12 protein-coding genes are annotated in these 24,514 nt (G+C 29.3%); 3 read left to right on the top strand and 9 right to left on the bottom strand.

The features are described from left to right. Positions 1 to 66: 66 nt before the first annotated feature. From ACNQ2T_RS02290 to ACNQ2T_RS02250, 9 genes are all read right to left on the bottom strand, one after another. Positions 67 to 393 carry a hypothetical protein gene (locus ACNQ2T_RS02290; RefSeq protein WP_418035881.1) on the bottom strand — a complete coding sequence of 109 codons (327 nt, stop codon included), beginning with the start codon at positions 391 to 393 and terminating at the stop codon, positions 67 to 69. A 57-nt stretch (positions 394 to 450) separates the two neighbouring features. After that, positions 451 to 1,227 carry a hypothetical protein gene (locus ACNQ2T_RS02285; RefSeq protein ID WP_418035880.1) on the bottom strand — a complete coding sequence of 259 codons (777 nt, stop codon included), beginning with the start codon at positions 1,225 to 1,227 and terminating at the stop codon, positions 451 to 453. Between the two features lie 2 nt (positions 1,228 to 1,229). Then, entirely contained in the window at positions 1,230 to 2,702 is a 1,473-nt protein-coding gene (locus tag ACNQ2T_RS02280) for a hypothetical protein (protein ID WP_418035879.1), read from the bottom strand. 226 nt (positions 2,703 to 2,928) lie between these two features. Beyond that, positions 2,929 to 4,164 carry a hypothetical protein gene (locus tag ACNQ2T_RS02275; protein WP_418035878.1) on the bottom strand — a complete coding sequence of 412 codons (1,236 nt, stop codon included), beginning with the start codon at positions 4,162 to 4,164 and terminating at the stop codon, positions 2,929 to 2,931. 135 nt (positions 4,165 to 4,299) lie between these two features. Next, the gene (locus ACNQ2T_RS02270) at positions 4,300 to 5,094 is read right to left on the bottom strand and encodes a Nif3-like dinuclear metal center hexameric protein (protein ID WP_416755726.1); all 795 of its coding nucleotides are present in this window, start codon (positions 5,092 to 5,094) and stop codon (positions 4,300 to 4,302) included. A gap of 1 nt (position 5,095) precedes the next feature. Next, positions 5,096 to 6,607: an RNA polymerase sigma factor gene (locus ACNQ2T_RS02265; protein ID WP_416755725.1), complete on the bottom strand. Its 1,512-nt coding sequence runs from the start codon at positions 6,605 to 6,607 to the stop codon at positions 5,096 to 5,098. 10 nt (positions 6,608 to 6,617) lie between these two features. Then, entirely contained in the window at positions 6,618 to 8,447 is a 1,830-nt protein-coding gene (dnaG, locus tag ACNQ2T_RS02260; protein WP_416755724.1) for a DNA primase, read from the bottom strand. A gap of 19 nt (positions 8,448 to 8,466) precedes the next feature. Beyond that, positions 8,467 to 9,840, bottom strand: coding sequence for a glycine--tRNA ligase (locus ACNQ2T_RS02255; protein WP_416755723.1), 1,374 nt, complete (start codon positions 9,838 to 9,840; stop codon positions 8,467 to 8,469). Positions 9,841 to 9,967: 127 nt separating this feature from the next. After that, a complete protein-coding gene (locus ACNQ2T_RS02250; RefSeq protein WP_418018263.1) occupies positions 9,968 to 11,302 on the bottom strand; it encodes a coiled-coil domain-containing protein in 1,335 nt (444 codons plus the stop codon). Positions 11,303 to 11,653: 351 nt separating this feature from the next. Here ACNQ2T_RS02250 and ACNQ2T_RS02245 point away from each other — a divergent pair, with 351 nt between their 5' ends. The 3 genes from ACNQ2T_RS02245 to ACNQ2T_RS02235 all read left to right on the top strand — a co-directional run. Then, positions 11,654 to 12,070 (top strand): S1 domain-containing protein, encoded by a 417-nt coding sequence (locus ACNQ2T_RS02245; protein WP_416755721.1) that lies wholly within the window; start codon positions 11,654 to 11,656, stop codon positions 12,068 to 12,070. A gap of 2 nt (positions 12,071 to 12,072) precedes the next feature. Continuing rightward, positions 12,073 to 13,329 (top strand): hypothetical protein, encoded by a 1,257-nt coding sequence (locus ACNQ2T_RS02240; RefSeq protein ID WP_416741985.1) that lies wholly within the window; start codon positions 12,073 to 12,075, stop codon positions 13,327 to 13,329. Positions 13,330 to 13,519: 190 nt separating this feature from the next. Next, positions 13,520 to 24,514: GDSL-type esterase/lipase family protein (locus tag ACNQ2T_RS02235; protein ID WP_418035877.1), on the top strand; the 10,995-nt coding region annotated here is incomplete at its 3' end.

Genomic DNA, 24,514 nt, shown 5'->3' with positions numbered 1-24,514 from the left:
CCAATAAGACTATTGGTACATTTTAAATTATGCATTAGATTAAATGCATTTAAAGCTCGCGAAATTTTATTCAATATGAGGATTAAGTGCTCTTTGCATTAATTCATTTAGGTATTCTTGAATTTTTTTAGCAAATTTTTCTTGTTCCTTTTTTGAAAGTTTAGCTGCTTTTTTTGAAATACTTGTTAGTTTATCTGACATTTCTTGAGCAATCTGTATTGCGTTTTGTGGGTTAGCTGTGATTTTTGTTACCATTTCATCAAAAACTGTTTTCATTTCTTTTGAAATGCTTTCAGAAGAAACATCAGAGTTGTTGCATGCTACTGCAGATATTGGAAGAACAACTACAGTTGAACTAAGTCCTATACTTAATAATAATTTTTTAAATTTCATATTTTCTCCTTTAATTATTTTATCAAGAACGATTTATTACTGTAGGAATTATCATATTTATTTAATTCCATTATTAGAGCTTAAGGCTTGCAAATTATGATAAAAATTTTGAATTTCAAGCAATGAGTTATTTTGAGATAAGAAAAAGTTATCCAGCTTATAACTAAATGAAAATAAAAAGTAAAAAATATCTTCAATCTCTGAATTATTTGCTCCCAATCGTTTTCAATATTTTATCTTGAAATTAATTTTAGATATATATCTGCTATTTGACGAGTAAGTCTCTAATAAAGGCACAAAAATTTTACATGTTAATTTTGTACTGTTCTTATTTAAAGTTTTATTTGGAATTTTATTTGAGAAATTTTCAATATCATTCTTATCTTCAATTAGTGTTTGAGATAAAATTGGCATCTTCATTATATTTTTTATTTGAAGAATCCTTGAAATAAACCCAAAATACGATGCAAAACCCATTCAGCAAAAAACATTAAAATATGTGATATAGTTGTTCAAAATAGCAAATGCAAATGCAATTGATTGAATTATTGCATATACTATTCTAAAAAATGAGTCATAAATGATTTCTTGTTTGAGCTTACGCTTTATTAATGTATTTACGAGTTTGTGGCCTTTATTATATTTCTTAATATTACATTTGGTTGGTAAATTTAATTTGCTTTCTGTGTATTTAGCTTGGAATGAGCAACCAACGCAATGTATAAAATCAATTCCTCAAAATGCATAAAAATAGTAATCTTTGATTAAAAATATGCAGCACAAGATAAGTGCAAATCATGATAATGGTGAGGTTAAATTACTACTAAAATTCATAATTAACCTAAATTATCATGTTTTTTATTATTAGGTAATGTTCTAATATATCATTCTTTAGTATCATGATTATAAGCTTTAGTTAGTCCTTCAGCATGAAGAGCATAATTACTCATAGCAAGCATCTCTGATAATGTTTTAACTTCTCCTGTAATTAAGTTTTTAAAAACTAAGTTCTTTCCACCTGTTGCCCCAGTGCTGTAATCATCACCATAAATGGGTGTTTCATTTATTACAACCCATCTTACTCATTTTAGATTATTCATTTGTTTTATTATATTTTCCATACGATTTTTTAGATTTTGAGTAAAATTGTTGATTTCATTTATCATCTTATCTGCTCTTATTATATCTGATGTTGAATTATATATAGTATAGCCATCTATTGCAATACTTGCACCTGCAAGAACCCCTGATAATACCTCAGATGGCGTAGAAAACACAAAGGCAGATTTTATTTTCAATTTTTTCAAACCATTTAATCCACTTTTCCCTAGTGTATATAAATTATTCATATAATCAACATTCGCAACAATCGGTGTTACCCCATATGCTATTAGATTATCAAATATTGATGATTTTGTTACTTTTGCATTTTTAATAGCATTTTCAATCGACTCATAAATTTTATTTCTTTCTTCAAAAACTGTATATTCATTTTTGAACTTATCTAATGCTAGTGAGAGGCCAAAAGTTGTTGCTCCTGCTGCCATTGCCCCTAGTGTTGCAGGAGGCCAAAAGAATGAAAATATGGTTGATAAAATAGAAACAACAGACATACCAATAATTGCAGCATTAAGTTTTTTGATTGTATATTCGTATGATTTCATTATCTCTAAATTTTTTGTTGAAACCGATTGCAATGATTTTAATTCATCTTCTAATTTAATAAATTCAATGCCTATTAATTTTGAGTTCTCATTCAGTTTTTCTTTATCAACACTTACATTTACTGAATATCCTTTTTTTGCATCGGTTATAATTTGCTTGTATTTTTTGCTAATTTCTTGATTTATAATCTTCTCAAGTTTTTGCTTTTCTTTGATTTTTGACTGTTCTTCTCTAATTGTTTTTCTAAATTTTGTTTTAAATTTAGCAACAAAGGTGTCCACCTTTGAAAGAGCATCATTATATTGTTCCATATCTATAAGTTTTTTCTCTTTTGCTAAATTTAAAAATTTTATTAACATGTCCTTAACTTCTTGATCTGAAATTTTCTCGCGTACTATCTTTAGAGAACTATCAGAACTATTTTGGATAAAATTAGCTAATTTACTAAATAATTCTTCATTCCCTTTTATGAATTCAGGCACTAGTAATTGATTAAAAATTTTCCCAAATTCATCAAAATCTGCTTCTTTGTTTATTGATGCTTTATTTATTATGTTTGGATTATCTACTGTTGTACCCACTAAGCTTGTGCTTAAATTTCCAATTGCATTAATTGGTTCTCCTAATTTTAAAATAGTTTTCATTTAACTCCTTGTTATTTCGTGAAAGGCTACTTTTAAATAAGTAAGCCTTATAAATTATTATAAATGAGAATAAAAACATTTTAATAAAATCGTAAAAAGTTTCCACATTTTGACTTTTGCACCTATATGCTAGAGAGAAATATGAAAAAAGCACCATTTCTGGCGCTTATAAATGTTACATAGTAGTTGATACACTTTAGTTATAGAATCCATCATTTAATCAACATTATAATGTTTTCAAATCTTCTTCTAGGTTGCTGATTAATTGTTGTATTATCACTTTGGTATCTGCAACTTGCTTAGCTACATCAATAGTTATTTTGTTTGCTAGCGCAGTCATGTTTATATATGACTGGATAGTACGTGTTCGCTCATTAAGGCTATTTAATTCATTATTAAGTTTTTCAATTGCATTTTTTATCATTTCTCTATAAACAGCATCAATTCCTTGTTCTGCATATTCCTTAATAATAGTTTGTACATATCTTTCGCTTTTATCCATAAACTTAGAATTGTCTTTAGCAGAATCAATATTCATATATCTATTCTTATTGATGAAAATTGTTTTTCTTAAAGCGTCTTTAAGAATTTTAGGGCTATTGGAATCCGATATTTTGCTAATGATAAATAAGTCTTTAAAATTGTTGATTGTTTGCTGATTAGTAACATATTTTGTCTCAATGTATGAGTTAATTGAAAACTGCTTATCATCAATTGCAAACCTAGACTTATCCTTTAATAAGTCTGCTTTAACTAGTCTTTCTGGACATATTGTTCCTGCAAGACACCCATTTGTATCAAAGTACGAAACATCAAGCATTTGACTCATTAAGGTAGCTATCTTCAAATCTAAATTAACTTGTCAAAAAATATTTTCATTTTTTATTTTGCCTTCTAAATAGTTAATCCAATTCTTTGTTTCATTTGTATCTAATTGTTTTAGCAATTTCAACATTCAAAAGTCGTGTTCATATTCTGCTTTTTCTTTTAGAAGTTCTGCAATTTTTGGATCTTGTTTGTAATTTCTATTAGCTGCATTTATATTTCGATTTCTATTTTCTTTATATTCATCAAAAATATGACTGATATGATTTTCTGAATTAGTCTCTTCACTTTTACCGAGGAATGTTGCAATATCATTTAATTCATCAATAATCATATTTAGTTTTTCACTCTTGTCACTGATTTGAGAATCTTTTGCAATACGAGCATACTTAGCTAAAAGTTTATTTGTTTGATCAATAATACCATCTAGTTTTGAATATTTTGAGTCGTTATATAAAGCAGGAAAAGCTAGTAAATTACTGTAAATCCCCTCATTTATATTATCTACTGCAGTAGACACCTTGTTATTTAATTTTGAAACATTACTTTCTTTATCAGTTTGGTTGCATGCACAAGCAAAAGCAAGTGGTGTAATTGCTAATGGAGCTGCAAAATAGAATTGTCATGTTTTCTTCATTTTTCTCCTTTTATCTTACATATAATAAAATTATAAAGGAGAGTTAAACAATTTTGTGCAATAAGCAAAAAGTTTCCACATTTTGACTTTTGTGCCTATGTGCTAGAGAAAAATATGAAAAAAGCACCTAAGTGCTTATAAGTTGTGGTATGGTTCTTCAATGTCTTTTAACACGAATTTATATTCAGGAAGCATACCTGTTAAAATTTCATACATGTGTCATGCATAAACTTGTTCATCTAAATGAGGGACTTCTAAGATATTTGTCTTCATTTGATCAAAGACGATTCAGTCACTTCATCTAAAGTCACTTGAAATGATTAAGTCTACCTGTGAGGCTAAATCATTTATTTGACCAATATACCCGCTGCCTGATAAAATGGCTACTGTGGCATATTTATCATTATATTTATCAGCTGGCACATTGGTTCTAAATGCGGATAAATGCATTTTATCTTCTAATAATTTTTTAAGTTCTAAAAGGGATTTATTTGCCTTAAACACAGCGCTAAAGGTTTGAGTCTTATCTCAATCCATTGAGGCTTCTAGGCCCATATATTTAACGATTTGATATGAAGTTCCATATGGATCACAATCATAATTAGTATGCATTGAATATGCTGTAATTTGATGTTTTCTTAATAAGTTTAGAATTTCACGTTTATAAGGAGCTTTCTTGTCCTCAGCAAGTCAAGTTGCTTCAAATTTAAATGGGTGATGGGTTAAAATTACATTGCAATCATTAGCAATAGCTTCTTGTAACACATCCATAGTTAAGTCAATGGCTAAAACTGCTCCTTTAAAGCGTTTGCTTTGAACAGTTTTTACACTATACCCAGATGGATCTCAAATTTCTTTATTTACATTTGGATACATTGAATTAACTATGGCAATAAAATCTTTGATTTTTAAACTTTTTTCTTGGCGCATTTTAGTTCTTTAGATAATCCTTCAAGTTTTTACCATGTTTAACATTGCTCTTTAATTTACGTAAAATCTTGTTTTCAATTTGTCTTACACGTTCTTTTGAAACACCACCACGGTCGATTGAAAGTTCTTCTAAAGAGTGCACTCTATATCTTTCACCATTTTCATCAACTCCTACACCAAAGCGCTTACAGATTAATTTTCTGTCTTCTGGTTCAAGTTCGCTAATCATATCATCAAGAATCTTACTTAATTCTTCATGAGAAGCATAGTCAACTGGTGAAATGATGTTTTCATCTTTAACAAAGTCACTAAATGATGAATCATTTTCTTTACCAACTTGTTTATCCAATGAAATTGGGTCAATATTAATTTTTCTAATGTATCTAACTTTAGCAGCATCAAAGCCATTTCCGTATTTGTCTGCAATTTCATCATCACTAGGTTCTCTTCCTAGTTCTTGTTGTAATTCACGTTCGATTTTAGAAATCTTATTGATTGTTTCAACCATGTGTACTGGCACACGAATTGTTCTAGCTTGGTCAGCTACAGCACGAGTAATTGCTTGACGAATTCATCATGTTGCATATGTAGAAAACTTAAATCCTTTATTAACATCGTATTTTTGAACAGCTTTTAGAATACCAGAGTTACCTTCAGAAATAAGATCAATGAATGAAAGACCTCTGTTCTTGTATTTTTTAGCATTGTTAATAACTAAACGTAAGTTTCTTTGGATTAGCTTGTCTCTTGCTCTTTTTCCTCTGAAACCACCTTTTTCCATTTGTTCAGCTAATTTACGTTCTTCTTCAACAGTAAGTAATTCTCCATACTTACCAATTCATCTCATGTATCACTTAACAATATCGTTAGTTTCAGTTAGCTTGTTAGATAAGTCAGCTTTTTTCTTAGGAGTTTCATTTAAATCTACTGCTTCGACATAATCAAATGATAAAGCGTTTAGATTAATATCAAGATCATCAGGTTCTTCAAAGAAGTTTTCATTTAATTTTTCTTCATCTTCTTCAGAATCATCGTCTTCTTCTTCCTCTTCTTCGATTTCTTCATCTGGAATCTTGTAATAATCTTCATCAACTTCGTCGTCTTCAACATAATCATCATCTACAAAGTCATCATCGTCTTTGTCATCTTCGAAGTCAATATCCATATCATCGTTATCGATTTCAGGTAATTCCTCATCTTCATCATCTAAGTCAAGCGCTTTTGAAGTTTTGCTTTTAGCTTTTGACTTATTTTTAGCTTTATCTTCATTGATTTCATCTAGAAAATCATCTGCTGAATAATCACCATCTAAGTATTCTTCTTCATCTTCAGCAATGATGTTATTATCTTTTAATTCTTCAAGAAAATCATCAAATTCAGCATCATCAATAAATAAATTTTTAGCTGCTAGAACTTCTAGTAATTCATCTTGTGTGAAGTAATCCTTATGTTTATGTTTTAATTGTTGTTTTAGATAAGTTATCACTGTGTTATAGTCAAATTTATTATCCATACAACCCCCTTTATTTCTTTTTGAGCGTTAAACGCTTATTTTTGTAGTTTATTAATAAACTAATTTGGTCCTGAATATATGTTGGAACAGGCACATTACCATTTTCTGGATATACAAAGTTTTTAAATTTTTCTCACTCAGCTACTTGCTCATTTAATGCTGGCATTAGCGGAATTGAAGAACCATTTGTAACTTTTGCTTCATTAATATTTTCATCAATATAATCTTTGATAATTAAATTATTAGCAGCAGAATTAGTATCAATTGTATTTAGCATTAGATTTAATGAGTGAGATATTTGATCAAAAATTTGTTTTGCATCTTGAGGTGTTTCAAGTGTAATGGTATATTCAAATAAATCTTTGATGTTTTCTGGCTTAGCAAAAATAAGCGCGACATCGGAAGTACTTTTGAGTAATTCTAAAATATTTTCATTACTCATTGCCCTAATTAGTAGAGCTAAACGATTTTGATTAGTTAATAAGTCTACTTTTTCTTGGTAGCTTTTAGCATGCTTATAATCTACTAGTTCTTCATCATTATGAAATACATCATAATGAGGGACATTATCCAACTCTTTTATAGTTAGCGTGTAATTATACTCTTTTTGTAGTAAGCTAGCTATATATTTTTGTTGTTCAATATCAAGTAGGTCAATATAAGATTTAAGCACTAAAATAAATTTAGAAAAGGCTTCATAATCTTTAAGAGTATCAACTTTATGCTTTTGCTTTAATTTTTCATAAATAAAGTTGACAGCTGATACTTGTGAGTTTTTAATTAGCTCTGTTAATGTTTCAGCTCCATAAGTATTTAAAATCTCATCAGCATCTTTTGAATAATTATTTTCAATTAAGGACACTGTAAAATTGTGCTCTAATAAAATTTTTACAGTGCGTAGTGCAGCATCTATTCCAGCTGCGTCATTATCTAAGAATAAAATAACTTTGTTGTTTTTAATTAAATTTAAATGTTCCTTGGTTAGAGCAACTCCCATTAAGGCTACTACGTTTTCAAATCCAGCTTTATATAATGCGATTGCATCCATAAATCCTTCAACTATAATAACTTCTTTTTTGCTTGCAATTGCTTCTTTAGCATTATTGAAGTTATATAGGATCTTAGATTTATTAAACAATTCAGTTGCTGGAGAGTTAACATATTTTGCTACAGGGTGAGCTTCAATTGATCTGGCAGAAAACCCAACTAATTCATTGAATTCATTTCTAATTCCAAATGTAACTCTATCTCAAAACAGTTCATGTAAGTCACTATTAATTAAACCAGCCTTAAGCATGAGACCAGTATCATAGTTTAATGACTTTAAATACTCAAGGGTCTTATTCTTGGGTGCATAACCAATATCAAACTTTTCACGCAATGTTGCATCATCAAGTTTTCTAACTTTAAGATAATCCATTGCAGCTGGATTAGTTAACACTTGAACTTTGTAATATGAATTAGTAATTGAAAGCATATCAATCAATTCTAAAGTTTCTTGTGAATAAGCCTGAACATTTTGCAAATTCTTTAATGAACTAAAATCATATTGAATTCCAGCTCTTTGAGCTAAGAATTCAAGCGCCTGTATAAAGTTTCAATTTTTGATCCGTTGTAAGAAACCTACAACATTACCAGAAGCTCCACAAGGGAAGCATTTAAAGATTTGTTTTTGGGGAGAAACTGTAAAACTTGGGGTGGAATCTTCATGAAATGGACAAAGTCCTACATAGTTGTTTCCTTTTTTAGTTAAGTTAATAAACTCAGAAATTACATCAACTATGTTAGAACTAGTAATTATCTGATTAACTAATTCCGTTGGGATTCTCTTGTTTTCCATTCTTTCTCCAAAATTTTAACTATTTATGTGAGGCTAAAAACTCATTTAGTTTAGAGATTTCTACTCTAACTTGTTCCATTGTGTCTCTATTTCTCAATGTCACACAATTGTCTTCTAATGTATCATAATCTACTGTTAAACATCAATATGTTCCAATAGCATCTTGACGACGATATCTTTTTCCAATTGAACCAGCTTCATCATATGTTACTGAAATACCTTGGTCAATTAAACTTGCAAAGATTTCTTTACTTGTTTCAGATAACTTCTTAACAAGTGGTAAGACAGCTACTTTGTATGGTGCAAGGTCGTAAGTAAATTTAAGTACAACTCTTGAATCATTTTCAGCAAGTGTTTCTTCACAGTATGCATCAGAAATGATTGCTAGCATTAAACGATCAAGTCCAATACTTGGTTCAATTACATAAGGAATCACTTTTGTATTAGTTTCAGGATCTAGATAATCAAGTGATTCACCTGTAGCTTTCATGTGAGAAGTTAAATCATAATTTGTACGGTTAGCAACTCCTAAAAGTTCTCCTCATCCAAATGGGAATTTAAATTCTATATCACTAGTTGCATCTGAATAGTGAGATAGTTCTTCTGGTTCATGAGCTCTAATACGAATGCTATCTTGCTTGATTCCTAATTTTTGTACAAAGTTATAAGCCTTGTTAATGTAATAATCAAATCAAACATTTGCTTCTTCTGGTTTTGTGAAGAATTCAAGTTCCATTTGTTCAAATTCTCTTGTTCTAAAAATAAAGTTTCCTGGAGTTACTTCATTTCTAAAGCTCTTTCCTACTTGAGCAATACCAAATGGTAGTTTAGCTCTCATAGTTCTTTGAACGTTTTTGAAGTTTACAAAAATACCTTGAGCAGTTTCAGGTCTTAAATAAACTTTTGATTTAGCACCTTCAATAACCCCTTGAGATGTTTCAAACATTAAATTAAATTTCTTGATTTCTGATCAATTTGTTTTTTCACCTTCATATTCTTTAATGTGTTCTTTAACAAATTGTGTCATTTCTTCAAATGTCATTTTTTCAGGAATAATATTTTCATCATATTCTTGAATTAATTTATCGGCTCTATATCTTTTTCCATTAACTTTGTTTTCGATTAATGGATCAGAGAAATTAGATACGTGACCTGATGTCACTCAAACGTTTGGATTCATTAAAATTTTTGAATCAATTAAAAAGTTATTTCCCTCTCTTAAAACAAATTCTTTCTTTCAAGCGTTTGCTACATTGTCTTTTAATAAAGCTCCTAGTGGCCCGTAATCTCATGTGTTTGATAATCCACCATAGATTTCACTTCCTTGGAATACAAATCCACTATTTTTTAAATGATTTACTATTATTTGCATTGAGTCTTTGTTATTTAGCATATTGCTATTTTACCACAATATTAAAAAATTATATTTTTTAATAGCATAATTTTGAAAAAATGAAAATAATTTTTCCACATTTTATTTTAGGCACAAAAAAAGCACATAGCGTGCTTTTAAAATAAAACTAAAGTGTTGGAATAATTCCGATTCCCATTAAGATCACAAGTGTGATTAGGATTCCGTATGACAATGCTAGTAAGAAGATAGCAAATCAGTTAACTGTGCTTTCAGTTCTTTCAGCTGGAACTTCTTTAACAACTTCTTTTTCTTCAGCTGGTGTTTGGAATACCATGAAGTGTTGTCTTTGAGCATCATGTCCAATGAAAATAGCGTAGTGGTATTGGTCTTTTGGTACAAATCCTACATGTTTATCATTGAATAAAACGTATGAAGTTTTTTGTGCTAATTTGATGTTTCCATTTAATGAACATACTGAATAAATGCAATTTTCAGCTGTGTTTGCTATTTCTGGTTTACCAATAATTTTTGCATCGAATTCTTGTACTGATTTTGTAAGTGAGTACATAATTGCTGCAAGTAATTCTTTTAAGTCTTCTGCTTTAAGTTCTTTTTCTAATGCTTTAGCAACTTCTAGTACATCTTTGAAATTCTTTTCAATAGCTTTAACGTCTTCAACAGATGTTTCTGTGTATTCTAATTGAGCTACTGTTGAGCGCATTTTTCTAGCATAAATTGCTAATACTTTTAGTTGTTCTTCAACAGGTAAGTCTCTTACATAGGCATATTCTACAATTTTGTCTTCAACTACTGAAACAACTGGAAGAACTACTTCTTCTTTTTCAATAATTACTTCTTTTGTTGCGTCTTTTTCTAATTTTTCAGATTTTTCTCTTAATTCTTCAATTTCTTTTAATAGTTGTTCTTTATCTGAGTCTGAGTCTTGTAATCTTTTGTAAAGTTCTTGTAATTCTTTTTCGTAATCTGTTGCGTGTTTTGCTGATAATAAAGCTGATAATTCTGCTAATTTTTTGTTTAATTTTTCAATTTCAATATCTTTAGCTGATTTCTTTCTTTCAATTTTGAAATCATCATCAACTGGGAAGTATGTTTCTGGGTCTTTTAAGATTTTGAAGTCAACAACAGCTTTTAAGTTTTTAGCTGCTTCTTTATCATTTCTTAATCCTGATTTAGGATCAATTGCTAATTCTTCTGCTGTTGCATCATATTCTAATCCACCATCGAATTTATCAACATTAAATTCGTAGGCCATAACTTCTTTGTTGCCTCTTAATTCTTTTTCAGCTATTACTAATCCACCTCAGATTTTTTTATCTGTTTGGAATCATGTTGCAGCATCGTATCCTAGTGATAAGAATCATGTCATAGCATCTTTACGTGACTTAAATAAAGCTAATGGGCTTTCTACTTTTGGGTGTTTTAAAGCTCATGGATAGTTTTTATCTTTATTTGGTCTATATAAACATTGTAAACGTTTCATTTTTCCTCTTTCTAATAGTTATATTAGCCTTTAGGCTAGTTATATTATTTTTTCTATATATAAAAATTATATCCATTTCGCACCTTTTTTCTAATATTTTCACATTTTCTGTTTATCCTTGAAAAATAGCACTAAAAGTATGCAAAATGTGGAAAAAATAAAAAAATATTAGGCAATTTTGGGGCAAAATAGACTTTTGTGACTATACGCAAGTTATAAAATGCTAAATTTAATCGTGTTTTAGCCTCTTGTGGATAAATAAATTACTATCTAGTAAACTTAATTTTATCATATATTACTTTCAAGTTAATTTCCACTAATAAATAAAAACTGTTTTATAATTCTATATATATGGAAACAAAATTATTATATAAAGTAGGACAAGTTGTAACAGCAAAGGTTACAAGAACAGGCAGCAAGTTTGCTCTCCTCGAAGATAAAAATAACAGTAAATTTATTATTTACAAAAATGAAGTAACTGATTTTTACAAAATGCAAGTGTACGATATTTTACAAGTCAAAGATATCGTAAATTTTGTTGTAATCGGATATGATCAAAATACTAATCAATATATTGGATCATTTAAAAGAAATCACCCAAACTTTTTAAAGAGTGAGCAATATTTTAGCAACAGTAAAAATCGTAAAAATGAATTAAAGGAAACAAAAAATGGCTTTGCAAATTTAAGAGAATTTACTTTATCTTATATTGATCCAGAAGCTGCTAAACAAGCTGCTGAAGATGAAGCTACAAATATTAAGGAATAATTATGCCTTTAATTTCAATTAAGACTAAATATTACCAAGAAAAAAATACTCAAAATCAAGAATCTCAAGTAGCAAATGACATAATATCAAAAGTTAAGTCACTAAACTTTAAAGGTTCTTCTTTTTTAGGTTTTGATGATATTGCACTAAATTTTAAAATCAATGGGATTGATCGCATTGTAGATTTTTGTAATAAACTTTATCGTAGAAAAACTAACACTTTAATTATTTGATGTAAAAAAGAAAATCAAGTGGCCATTGATGCAGCCTTACAATTCATCTTTGGAGCAAGCGATTATCACAAGGACAATAAGATAGAGCTAGTTTTTATCAATGAACAATTACCAGAACACATTGTTTCTAAAACTATTAATCATTATCTAAATATAAATAAGCAAGATAATATAGCCTTACTTTTTTTAGATTCCCTAGGTTATGATGATAATCAGCAAGCTGCAGTTAAAAACTTTATCTCAAAATTCAACTATCAATCTAGTGAATTCTTAATTAAGAAATCCATCTATTTTATAGGTAGAAAAAATATTTTTAGCACAATTGATAACATCTCAATTCCACGTGAAAATGCCTTTTTCGTGTCTAATGATATTCATTCTGATTATGCTTTATTAAGTGAAATTGGACTAATTTTACTAGCTACTCAAGGTGTTAATATTGAAAAAGTTATAGCAGGTTATACGGATGCAAATAAAAACATCCTAAACCCTGATGTTTACTTTAATAATGCCTTAAAATTAGCACTTTATTTAAATGAAAATGATACAAAAAATAATCCTGGTGGATTTATTAATTTAAATATCGCTTATGACTTATTCTTAGACAAATACGTTCATTTTTATGCCCAATCACTTAACAAAATTACACTTGAAGAAAGCATTCTAAATCAAGCAGTTTTATTCCCAAATGATATCCCTTGACAAGCTGAAGATATTTTATCTGGACAACGTAATAAATTCATTTTATTTTGAACTTTAAAGCAAAGATTTTTTGACTATCAACTCTCTTCAAACATCGAAAATGATGACTTAATTGATCAGTTAAAAAACTATACAATTAACCAATTTAATGAGAAATCTTATGACGTTTTCTTAAACTATTTAACTAGTTTTAATGATGATGTTAATGCTATTGAAATCGCAATAGAAAACAATAGTGAAGAAGCTTTGGGAGAGTTAATTTCACTTTGTTATTGAACCAAAATCTTCTATTGCATCATCAATGATATCGATCCTTTTAAATAATAAAATATTACCTTTTAGTACGCTAATGGCTTAAAAAAGTCTTAGCGTTTTTTCTTTGCCTTTTCCTTATAGCCCTAAAATATAGTGATTTTAGTATATAAAACCATTTCCATATGGCAGTGGCATAAAATTACAGATTTGTGATACTATTTATTTATAAATAAATAAATACCTATGTAAAGGGGAAATTATGAAGAAAAATAAACTAGTAACATCAACAGCAAGTTTAATTGCTTTTATGGGAGCTAGTGCCTTAACTGTTGCATGTAAGGCACCAGGTTCATCTCGTGGTATTGACGCCTCTGACCCAGTTGGTGACATATATGGTAATAATCCAGGTGGGACAACAATTAAGCCAATTGATCCAGGTAAAGAACCACTTCCAGAAATTAAGCCTGAACCAATTCCTACACCTAATCCAGAAACACCAGCTACTCAGCTAAGAGAAGTTTCACCAGCCTTTATTCAAGCTGACCAAAAAATTAAGCTTGTAGCTCTAGGTGACTCAATTACTGCTGGATTTGATGGTGGTCTATTACAAGACTATCCAGGTCAAATGGTTAATGGACAAATCGAAGGAGCTTCATATCCTGCCTTTTTAGCGCAACTTTTAAATCAAAATAATCGTGTTGAAAGCTTTGGAAACTATGCTGCCTCAGGAGCAAGAGCAATTGATTGAATTATGATGCTTGGAGCCAACTATCAAAACCCATACAGTGACAGTCCAACTTGAGATAAACTAGATCAAACTTTTGCAGGTAGACGTGGATTTGGGCAATTTAAAGCTGGGTATGCCAAAGAAGTTGCTAATGATACCATTGCAGCTTTAAAGGATGCTAACTTAGTAACCTTAAGTATAGGAGCTAATGACTTTTTCTACTTACTTACTAAACACTTAACTCAAGCTAATCCAATGCAAATTATTAACGAGTTAAAGAAACCAAATCCGGATTACTTATTAATTTACAAATTCGTTAATGATGCCATTAAAGCTACTATTCCGGAAGTTGCCACTCGTGTTAAGATTTTAATCGATCGCATTGCTGAATTAGCTCCTCAAGCTAATATTAACTTAGTAACTTACCCAATGCCTATGTCAGGTCTTAAGAAGTCTTTAGATGACTTTATTCAAAGTTTAATTAAAACCAACCTCCCTCTTGATCCAGTTGTAGTTTTACTTGACCAAATCAACTTGCCATTTAAACAAGTTGATGAACTATTAAATCAAGAATTCGGTAATAAAAATCGTGTAAGTATCGTTAATGCTTACAACTCAAAATATTGAAGTTCACATTCAGCTGACTTGTCAGATGTTTATTTTGATATTCACCCTAACACAAATGGATATAAAAAATTAGCACTTGATATGTACCTTAAAATGACTAATCCAAGTGTTAATATTTCTCATTATGATCCTAATTTTGACCTTAATAAAGCCTTTATTGAAAGTGATGCTTTAACTTTAAAATATGAAATTGCTGTTACTCAAAGCCCAGTTGAAGTTATTGGTAATAGTACTCAAGCTTACTTAGAAAAAAGCGATCCTTTCTTAGATAAAATTAATCAAACTCGCTCACCATACAACTATGGTGAAAGATTACTTAGAATGTCACAAACATTCAAAAACATTACTGTAGAAGCTATTTTAGCTCTAACTTCAAGTACTTTCTATAAACAACTAGATCCTGAAGGAAAACTAGCTGAATTAATTTTAGATAGCGAAAATAATGGAGAAAATGGTTTTGAATCAATTATCCAAGAAATCATTGATGAAAAGATCTTACAAAAGATCATGGGTGATTTCCAAGCTGAATTAACCAAACGTAATAAAGCTGGAGTTTTAAAATTAAGTGACATTCCAAACATCTTTATTAGCAATGTGCTAACTGATGATAATTTATTTAGACTAATTAATGCTTTAGCTAAAAGTAACTTTATTAATCACAATAAAGCAGGACTAGCTGATGCACTAACTACTGTAATTGACAACTTATTTAAGAAGAATCAAGATTTTATTGCTCAAGCCATTGTTAAGGGAATTAAGCCAACATTAGACAAAGCTCAAATCCCTGCAAGCGATGTTGAAGGTTTAATTAAAACCATTATTTCTTCTTCACAACTAAATCAAATTATTAATGCTTTAATTAAGACTTTTATCTCTAACTCAGCGCAATTCCAAACTGTTAATAATTATCCTGAGTTAATTAAAGCCTTCTTAAGTGATGAAGCTAATATCAAACAAGTAGCTAACTCACTTTCTACTTTTGCTTGAGATATCTTAAATAATCCAACCATTAAAGCTACCTTACAAGATATTGTTTGAAAATTAATTAATCAATATCATGTAAATAACAACCTTACTCAAGAACAATCTAATGCCTTTATTTCTAGCTTGCTAGATAATATTATTCAATTTAAGGGAGATAAAACTAACAAGTTTATTGCTGATTTCATTTCTCAATTCCTAATGGAACTAAGAAATACTGAATTTAATAAGCTTGATATTGCTTTAAATAAAGCCTTTAGAAATGCTTTAAATAATTTACTTGGTAAAGATGATATTCAAGGCAGTCTTTCTCCATACAAAGCAATTAATATCTTAGTTGAATCAAATCTTATTGTTTCAAATAAAGACTTCCTTAAACAATTACTACACAACGTAATTGAGCAAGCTCCAAACCTAAAACTTGGTAATGTAATTTATTCAGTTCTACCAGCTAGTGCTAAAAACATTCTAGCTCAAGATGGATTTATCACATTATTTAATGTTTTAATTAGTAATGAACATTCAAATGCCATCTTAATTAGCACTCTAGATCATTTAATTGATAACTTTAATATCTTAAAAGATAGCAATGATCTCGGAACCCTAGTTGCTAACATTTTAAAAACTCAAGATTTAGCAACTTTAAAAACTCATTTAAAAGCAATTAGTAATGAATTATTAACTCAAGAATCAATTCAAGATACTATCATTACTCTACTTCGTAAGTCATTTGAAAAGATTAAAGAACCAGCAAACATTACTGATAATGAAATCTCTAACTTCTTAAAAGACTTCAGAAGTGAAGGATTTAGCTTTATTAGTCAACTTAAATTCATTGATCCATTAATTGATACACTATTTGACTCCTTAAGTAAAATTAAAGATTCAGCTACCCCTTATGTTGAACTAAAAGCCTTACCACAAGCTTTATTAAATTCACTCAAACAAACTGCACTAAGCGATCCATGAGCTCTAGTTGATAAGTTAGCAGATAGTAAGACAATTAATCAAAATAAAGAATTTATCAAAAAACTAGTTAGCTACTTATTTACAAGCCTAAACAAGAACAATGAATTAATTCAACAAATTCATTCATTAGCTCAAAATGCTCTTAATAAAGCAAATATTGAGCAATATGTTGATAAGGGTGAAATTAATGCTTTATTAGATCAAATCTTTAAGCAAAGTCAAATTAATTCCTTTATTCCAGCTTTAGCTAACTATGCCATTGATCATATTGACTATATTAAGTTAGCTAAAAACCCAAATGAATTACTAGTTAAATTATTTAGTGATGCAACCTTTAAAGAATTAATTAAAAATCAAATTCAACCTATTATTCCACAACTTGTACCTAACTTTAAGGCACCAAAAACAATCTTTAAACTTGTTAAGTATCTAGCTCAAAGCAATAATATTAAGCTAGAAGTCAAGTATGATGGAGTTATTGAAAAACTTATTTCAAATGCTCTTGATAACATTTGAAATAAAGACAAGATTGTCTCTGTCATTAATTCACTTCTAGAACAAGCTATCCAAACTAGTGATGTCAATGCCTTTGTTAAATCTTTACCTAACCTAATTAAAGATAAAGTAGAAATTAATGCATTTGACTTAGTCAAAGGCTTATTAGTAGTTCCTCTTGATAAGAATGAATTAGAAATATATGCACAATTATTAAATTCATTATTTGCCCAAGCTCAAGAACTTGCCAAAAGCAATGAACCAAACATTTTAACTAAATTACTTGCAAAAATTTCACTACCAGAGAGCTTAAAAGAATATAACATTCAAGCTAGTGATATAGCTAAATTTGTAATTAGAATCTTACAATCTAACTCATTAAATAAATTAGCTAATGCTATTACAACTAGTGTAATTAGTAACCAAGAAGCTTTAAATAAAGCAACTAACTTTAAAGAATTAGGATTAGTCTTCCTTAAAGATGCTACATTTATTGAGCAAATTAAGCAAGTTGCCCTAAGAATATTTGCTAAATACAATGAAGTTCCTGAATTTGCTATTGCAAAGAATGCGTTTGTTTCAATTGCTGCTAAAGTCTTAAGTACAAATGAACAAACAGCTTGAATTTTTGCCCATCAAAATGATGATCAAAACTCTGAACTTAAAGCTTTACTTGGCTCAGCTTATGATTTATTAATTAAATCTCAAGACAAACTAAATATTGTTGAAATCTTATTTAGTGGAATAGAAAAATTTGCCAACGATGGTAATGTAACAACATATGCTTCACTTGGTAAATATATAGCTAATGAATTCGCTGCCTTATTTAAGGGAGCAAACCTTGAAACCAATGTTATTAAGTTATTGCATCTTTTTGGAGATAGCTTACTAAAACAACATGCTACCTATCTAAAACAAATTATTACAAATGTATATAACAAGATTGCAACTGATGATAGTTTCATTGATCAAATTTATCAATTATTACCACAAAATATTAAAGATTTAGTGGCTAAATATGCAACTAAAGAAAATATTATAACTGTTGTTAAATTTATCTTTAGTAATCAAAATATCAAGGCAATCTTTACTAAACAATTATCAAATGTATTAGCTGCTTATGGAAGTTTTGAAAACATCAATAGCTTTAATGATCTACTTAAAGTAACCTTTGGTGCTGTTGACTTCAAGACAATTAGTAGTGATGTAACTAACTTTGTAACTGCTTTCTTTGCCAATAATCAAGTTAAAGAAACTTTAATTAGCATACTTGATAAAGTAGCTCAAGATAAAATTGAATACATCTATGTTCAAGGAATAAAAGGAAATAGCAACCTAACTAAAGAATTTATTACCTCTGTAGTAAATAACTTCTTACCATTGGTTAAAGAACTTAACTTATATGATGGTATGCTTCAAGTGCTATTCGATAGCTTAGAACAAGCTAAAAATGCAAGTGATATTACTGGTGAAATTAAAGCTATTGGACCTAAATTATTAGCTGTGCTTACAGCTGAATTTAAGAAAGACCCAAGTGCCTTTATTAATAAAATCTCAGCTTCACCAATTGTCGCTAATAATAACGAATACTTAAAACTAGTAGCTAAAATTTTAGTAACTAAGTACATTAAGTCACCTGAACTTATTTCTCTAATTAATAAGCAAATTCAAAATAATGAAGCAAAAATTGCTCCTTATACAACTGTTGAACACTTACAAGCTCTAGTTGATAAGTTGCTAAATGATAACAATACTCTAGTAGTACTTATAGATGCAATTGAAGCTGGTTTAAGTCTTAAAGATTTAGGTGAAATTGTAGCTAACCCTATGGCAGGTAGCTATCAATTGGTTAAAAATTCAAACTTATTTACTCACTCACTTGAACTTTCTAAATTTATTAAACTTATTTTAAATAGTGAAACTATTACTGATTTACTTCAAAACTTCATTAATAAGTTCTTAATTAGTAAAAATGTCTTTACTGCTGAAAATACCTTCCCACGTGAATTCTATAGTGGTGTTAGAAAGACTTTAGTAGCCTTACTTGAACAAGACCCAAGTTTATTAACTAAATTCTTTACTTTAGCTAAAGAGCAATTACCAAATAGCAATTCTTGAATTGATTTAGTAACTAATATAGCTCCTAAATTAGGTTCATTAGTTAACTTAAGTGACTTTGCTTTTGTTAAAACAATTCTTAATTCAGACATTTGAGCCTACAGCAATAAGCTTAATGTCTTTGTAGATCGTGTCTTTAATAGTGATACAGCAAATGGTTTATATGATACTTATGCAGGTAAACTAGTTGCATACTTACCAATAGACAAAATTGCTGCAAAATTAAACATTACAGATCAAGACAAAATTAATCAATTATTTAATAAGTTAATTGTTTCAAAACAATTTAAGACTATCTTACACGAAACAATTAAAGCTATTGTATCTAACGCTAACAACACAGCACATCCTGAATTATCATTAAATGCTGCAAACAGCTACAATGACCTAGTTAGAATCCTAGTAAGCAACGATACTTTTATTGCTAACATTAAGCCTCAAGTATTAGAAATTATTTCACAAGCAATTAATCAATTTGGTGTTCTAGATGTCTTAAAAGATATTATTACTCAAGCAATTAAGAATGAAAAAGTTGCCTTTGTCTTTAAAGATATTAATCCTGACAGAATTGATAGCTTAATTAGTAACATTTTAAGTCTTTACGATATAGTTGATACTAACTTTGGTATCTCAAACTTACTATTTGAAACTGTAATTAGCTATATGAAGCTACATGGTGCTAACTTTAGTAAGCTAAATCTTGGTGCAGCTTTAAGTTCATTATTTAAAGATAAAATAGCTCATGATACTAACCATGAATTCGAAGCCAAAATTGTTAAGACATTTGCAAGCATTTCAGGTTCAAAACTATTTAGTGAAAATAAACCTGAAATCTTACAAATACTACAAAATATCTTTGGAAACTTAAGTCAAGAAGATGAATTAAGTGATCCAGAAATAGTTGCTCTTTATGGAACTAAAGGTCCTAAGAAAGCAATCGAATTAACTCATTCAATTCTTAAATTAATTCCTCAAGCTACACTTGAAAAGATTTATAGTTTTGTAGATAAACAAGACTTTGAAAAACTCTTTGTCTTTGTGTTAACAAACCAAAACTTCCAAGGCGTAGTAACAAAAAGTATTAATAACCTAATTGAGCACATGGATCAATTCAGCTTTGTAACTTCATATGCTGATATTATTAAGAAAGTTGTAACTCTAGTTGATCTAGTCTCATTAAGAAGTGATTTAACTGGCTTTATTAATGATTTACTAACTAACCAAAGTGTTCAACATATTGCTCAAAATGCCTTAATCAAAGGCTTAAAAGCACTTGGAGTAGATACTGATTCTTACTCTGAAGAAAAACTAGCAACTATTAAAGCTTTAAGTCAAAACCTTAAACCATTATTAGATAAAGTTGAATTAATTAATGAAACAATCAATATTGTGTTTGAAGGCTTAAAAGTAGCTGGAAATGAAACAGATTCAGCTCAAGTAATTGCTAAATTTGCTTTAATTCCTCAACAAATTACTCATCTAATTGATGAAAAAGTCAAAAAAGACCCTCTTGCTTTTGTTAACAAGATTCTTAACCTTGACTTTATTAAACCTCACTACACAAGCTATATTGAAATCATGCAAGATGTAGTATTTGCCTTAATCAAGTCAGGTAAATTACAAAACATCGTAACTCAACAAATCACTTCACTAAATAGCAAGCTATTTGAATACGTAGATAGACAACATTTTGCTAACTTAATTAACTTTATTTTAGGTGAAGTAACCACACAAAATGGTCAAGTTTCAGTAGCTCACAATGAAGATATTTTAACTTTACTAGCTGCTTACTTTAACTTAATTAAGGAACCTACTTTCCTTCAAGATGGTGATAGTCTAAAATTAGACCCTAATAAGTTTATTGCAGTATTAAAGAATGAAGAGTTCCAACAACAAGCTAAAAATAGCTTAAAATCAATTCTAAATCGTGTATTAGCTTCTAAACAATTTAGTCAAGTTGTTGTAGATGCAACTAATGCAGCTGCAAAAATCTTCCATATTGATTTAGGTACAGTAGATCGTGATAAATTAACTCAAGATCTCTTATCAGATACAATCAAATGACTTGAAAGTACAAAATCATTGGATGCAGTATTAAATGCTTTAATCAATACAGCAGTGCAATTTGCTAATAATGAAAACAAGCCATGAAAAGAAAGAGCTTCTCTTGCACTTAAAGATTTATCTAGTCAACTATTAAAAATCTTTAACTTTAAGAAATATAAATTTATTCAAGCCTTCTTTGAACAAGCAAATAACTTGCCAAAGAACAAAGATGCAATTATTAAACTAGTTGATATTATCTATGATGATATTTCTAAACGTGATGATGTAATTTACCAAATTATCACTATTTCAGGCCTAAATAAATATCTAGATAAATTTGACTTAAAATACGATCTTGCTAATAAAGATATTAATGCAGATGCTAAATCAGGTGAAATTATTGAATTAATTAAAGAAGTTCTAAACTTACCACAAGCCAAAGCCTTCTTACATGTAGTACTAGAAGATGTTTTATCACAACAAAACTGAGATAAATTTGCTCAAATTAAACTACCATCAGACTATCAAGAAGGTGATCAAGCAACAGCTCAAGATGATGAAGCTTACTCAAAATTAATTCAAGCCTTAGTTTCTGATCCTAAATTTAAGCAAGCAGCTGTTAGTGCAATTAGAAACTGAATTTATCAAATTAATAAGAGTGAAAACTTTGTCAAGATTCTTTCAAAAGTATTACATAAAGTACTTACAACTCTAGATATTAGTTCATTTAGTGGCAAATTACCTCTAATTGGTCAAAATAAAGGTACTAATGAAATTCCAGCACCTGAAATTACTTCAATGAAGTTTGCTCAATTGTTTGATGGAATTACAAATCCAGAACCTTTATTAGCAATCTTGATAAATAATTTAAGTGAATTTGATGCCAACTTAGATTTAATTCCTCAACTATTAGATAGTTTGATTGAATTAGTCAAGGACAAAGGCTTAAACATTTCAACCAGTGACTTTACTAACAAGCTTTTAGCTCTTGGAAAATCAATTTACAATAATCCTAACTTCCAAGCTAAAGTGCTTGAATCGCTTAAAACAAATGCTACAGCTGTTAAAGAAAAGAACTTACAACAAGATGTATACACATTCTTTAGAAATGTAACTAAGTTTGCTACCTCAAATATTTCAATTGGAACTATTGCTTGAAGTCTTATCCCTCAAGACAATGCTACAATTGTTAAAATTAAACAAACTTTAAATATTAGTGATGAAGAGTTCAATACTATAGGACTAAACTTTAAGTTCTTCGTTGATCAATTAATGAATAATGATCGCATTCCTGGTTTAGTTGAAAATATCTCAAAATGATATTTAGAAAATCCAAATCAAATTGAAGGAATTACAGATTGATTTAATGGATTACAAAAATATCTAAATGTCAAAGAAAATGAAGAAGCTACTTCAAAAGCAATTATTGACTTACTCAAATCAGTGCTTAATGACAATCAATATGCAAGAAACATTGCACATTTACTTGTAAATAAAGCGCTTGTTTTTGCTGGATTAGACTATAGCACAGATACTGAAGGTAAGAAACGTCTTGATAAGATGGTTAACTTATTTGTTAATAATCTTGGAACCTTATTTGAAGAAACAGATATGTTTAAATCAATTATTGGTTCAATTGTTAACACAATTAAATCTGCTAATGGATTTAAAGACTTTACTTCAAAAGTTGGCCTTGCTATCTTCAATGGACTTGAATTCACTGAATTTAAGACAGCTAAAAAATTCCTTAAAGCAAGTTTAATTGTTAATAATAAAGATGATATTGTTAATATTACTCAAGAATTAATTACTAAACTACTTACTAGTTCAGCAAATGGTAAGAAAGGTAAAATCGAAGAGCTTATCCATACCTTTAATGTTGGAAATATGCTCCTAGATGCCTTAATGCCTAAAGAAAAACAAGCTGAATTATCTCTAGAAAATCGTGCCAAGATTACAAATTCAATTAATGATATGCTAGTAGAAGCGATAGCTCAACCTGCACTAGCTAACTTATTAATTACCTTACTTAAAGATATCTTTGATCGGGCAGATGTATATACAAATGACGAACACAACTCATATTCTTCAATGTTAAGTGAATTATTTAACTCACCTAAATCTGAAGAAATTAAGAAAGATATTAAAGATTGATTTACAGCTATCTTATCAAACAGAGATAACATTATCTCTAAAGGTGTAACAGTTATCTTACAAAATGTTTTAGCTAACTCATTAAAGATTGACTTTAGCTCACAAGAAGATTACAACCTATTACAAAATGTGGCTAGTGGCCTATTTAAAACTATAGTAGGTTCACCTGAATTAGATCAAGCTGTTAATGGTATTTACCAACGGATTAAAGATACTCACTTTGAACAAAGTCCAAACCGGATGAAAGATTTAACCAATGCAATTATTAAGGGTGCTTTAAGTGTTATTACAACTGAAGATGGAAATAACATTTCACTTGGTAAGATACTAGATAAAAATGAATTTCTAGCTAAATTGCTTGAAAATATTGGAGCCGATAATTACGCTACATTAATTAATCGTCTCTTTGATGCAAGCTCACTTGAAAACAATACAGGAATGTATAAGATTATTAAAGGAATCTTAAATATTCCAACAGAAAATAATACTGCTAGAAGCGCAATCCAACCTACAGCAGCAAGTGAAACTCGTGCTGATGAAGGATTACAAAACCAACTTAAGTTTGGATTCAAAGTAGATGTTAGTCTCTTTAGCGTGCCAGGCAAATTCAAAGCTTTAATTAAAGCTTTATATTACCCATTATTCAAATATCAAATGTCACAAGTTATGTCTGATAAAGTAGATGTAACTGGAATGCAATATGTCAAATCAGAAGGATACAAAGCCATGTATCGTTTAACAGCAACATTACTTCTTTTAGTTAAAGAAAAAGGAAATGTTGGTGGCGTATTCTGAAACTGATCAGGAATCTCAATTGAAGGATTCTATAGAGATGGAATGGGTGATGCCTACAATGCTATGAAGGATGAAATACCTGGCTTTGATAGTATTCCATCTGATAAGCGTGTAGCTATGGGTGCTCAAAAATATAATACAAAATACAATAAAGAATTTATCTTTGGAAACACCTCTTCATCAACTAACTTAAACAACTACTGATCAGATCAATTATTAGTTTATGTTTGATGATTTGGTGATAAGAATGCTATGGATAAATATAGCGATCCTAAAGTAACAATTCAACAATCATACTTTGAAGCCTTAAAACGTGGATACTTAATTCCATTTGGTACTAAA

Origin of the sequence: Mycoplasma haliaeeti (assembly GCF_048284645.1) — a bacterium.
Lineage (GTDB): Bacteria > Bacillota_I > Bacilli_A > Mycoplasmatales > Metamycoplasmataceae > Mycoplasmopsis.
Note: the sequence above shows the minus strand (reverse complement) of the source record. Positions and strands in the feature narration are given on the sequence as shown.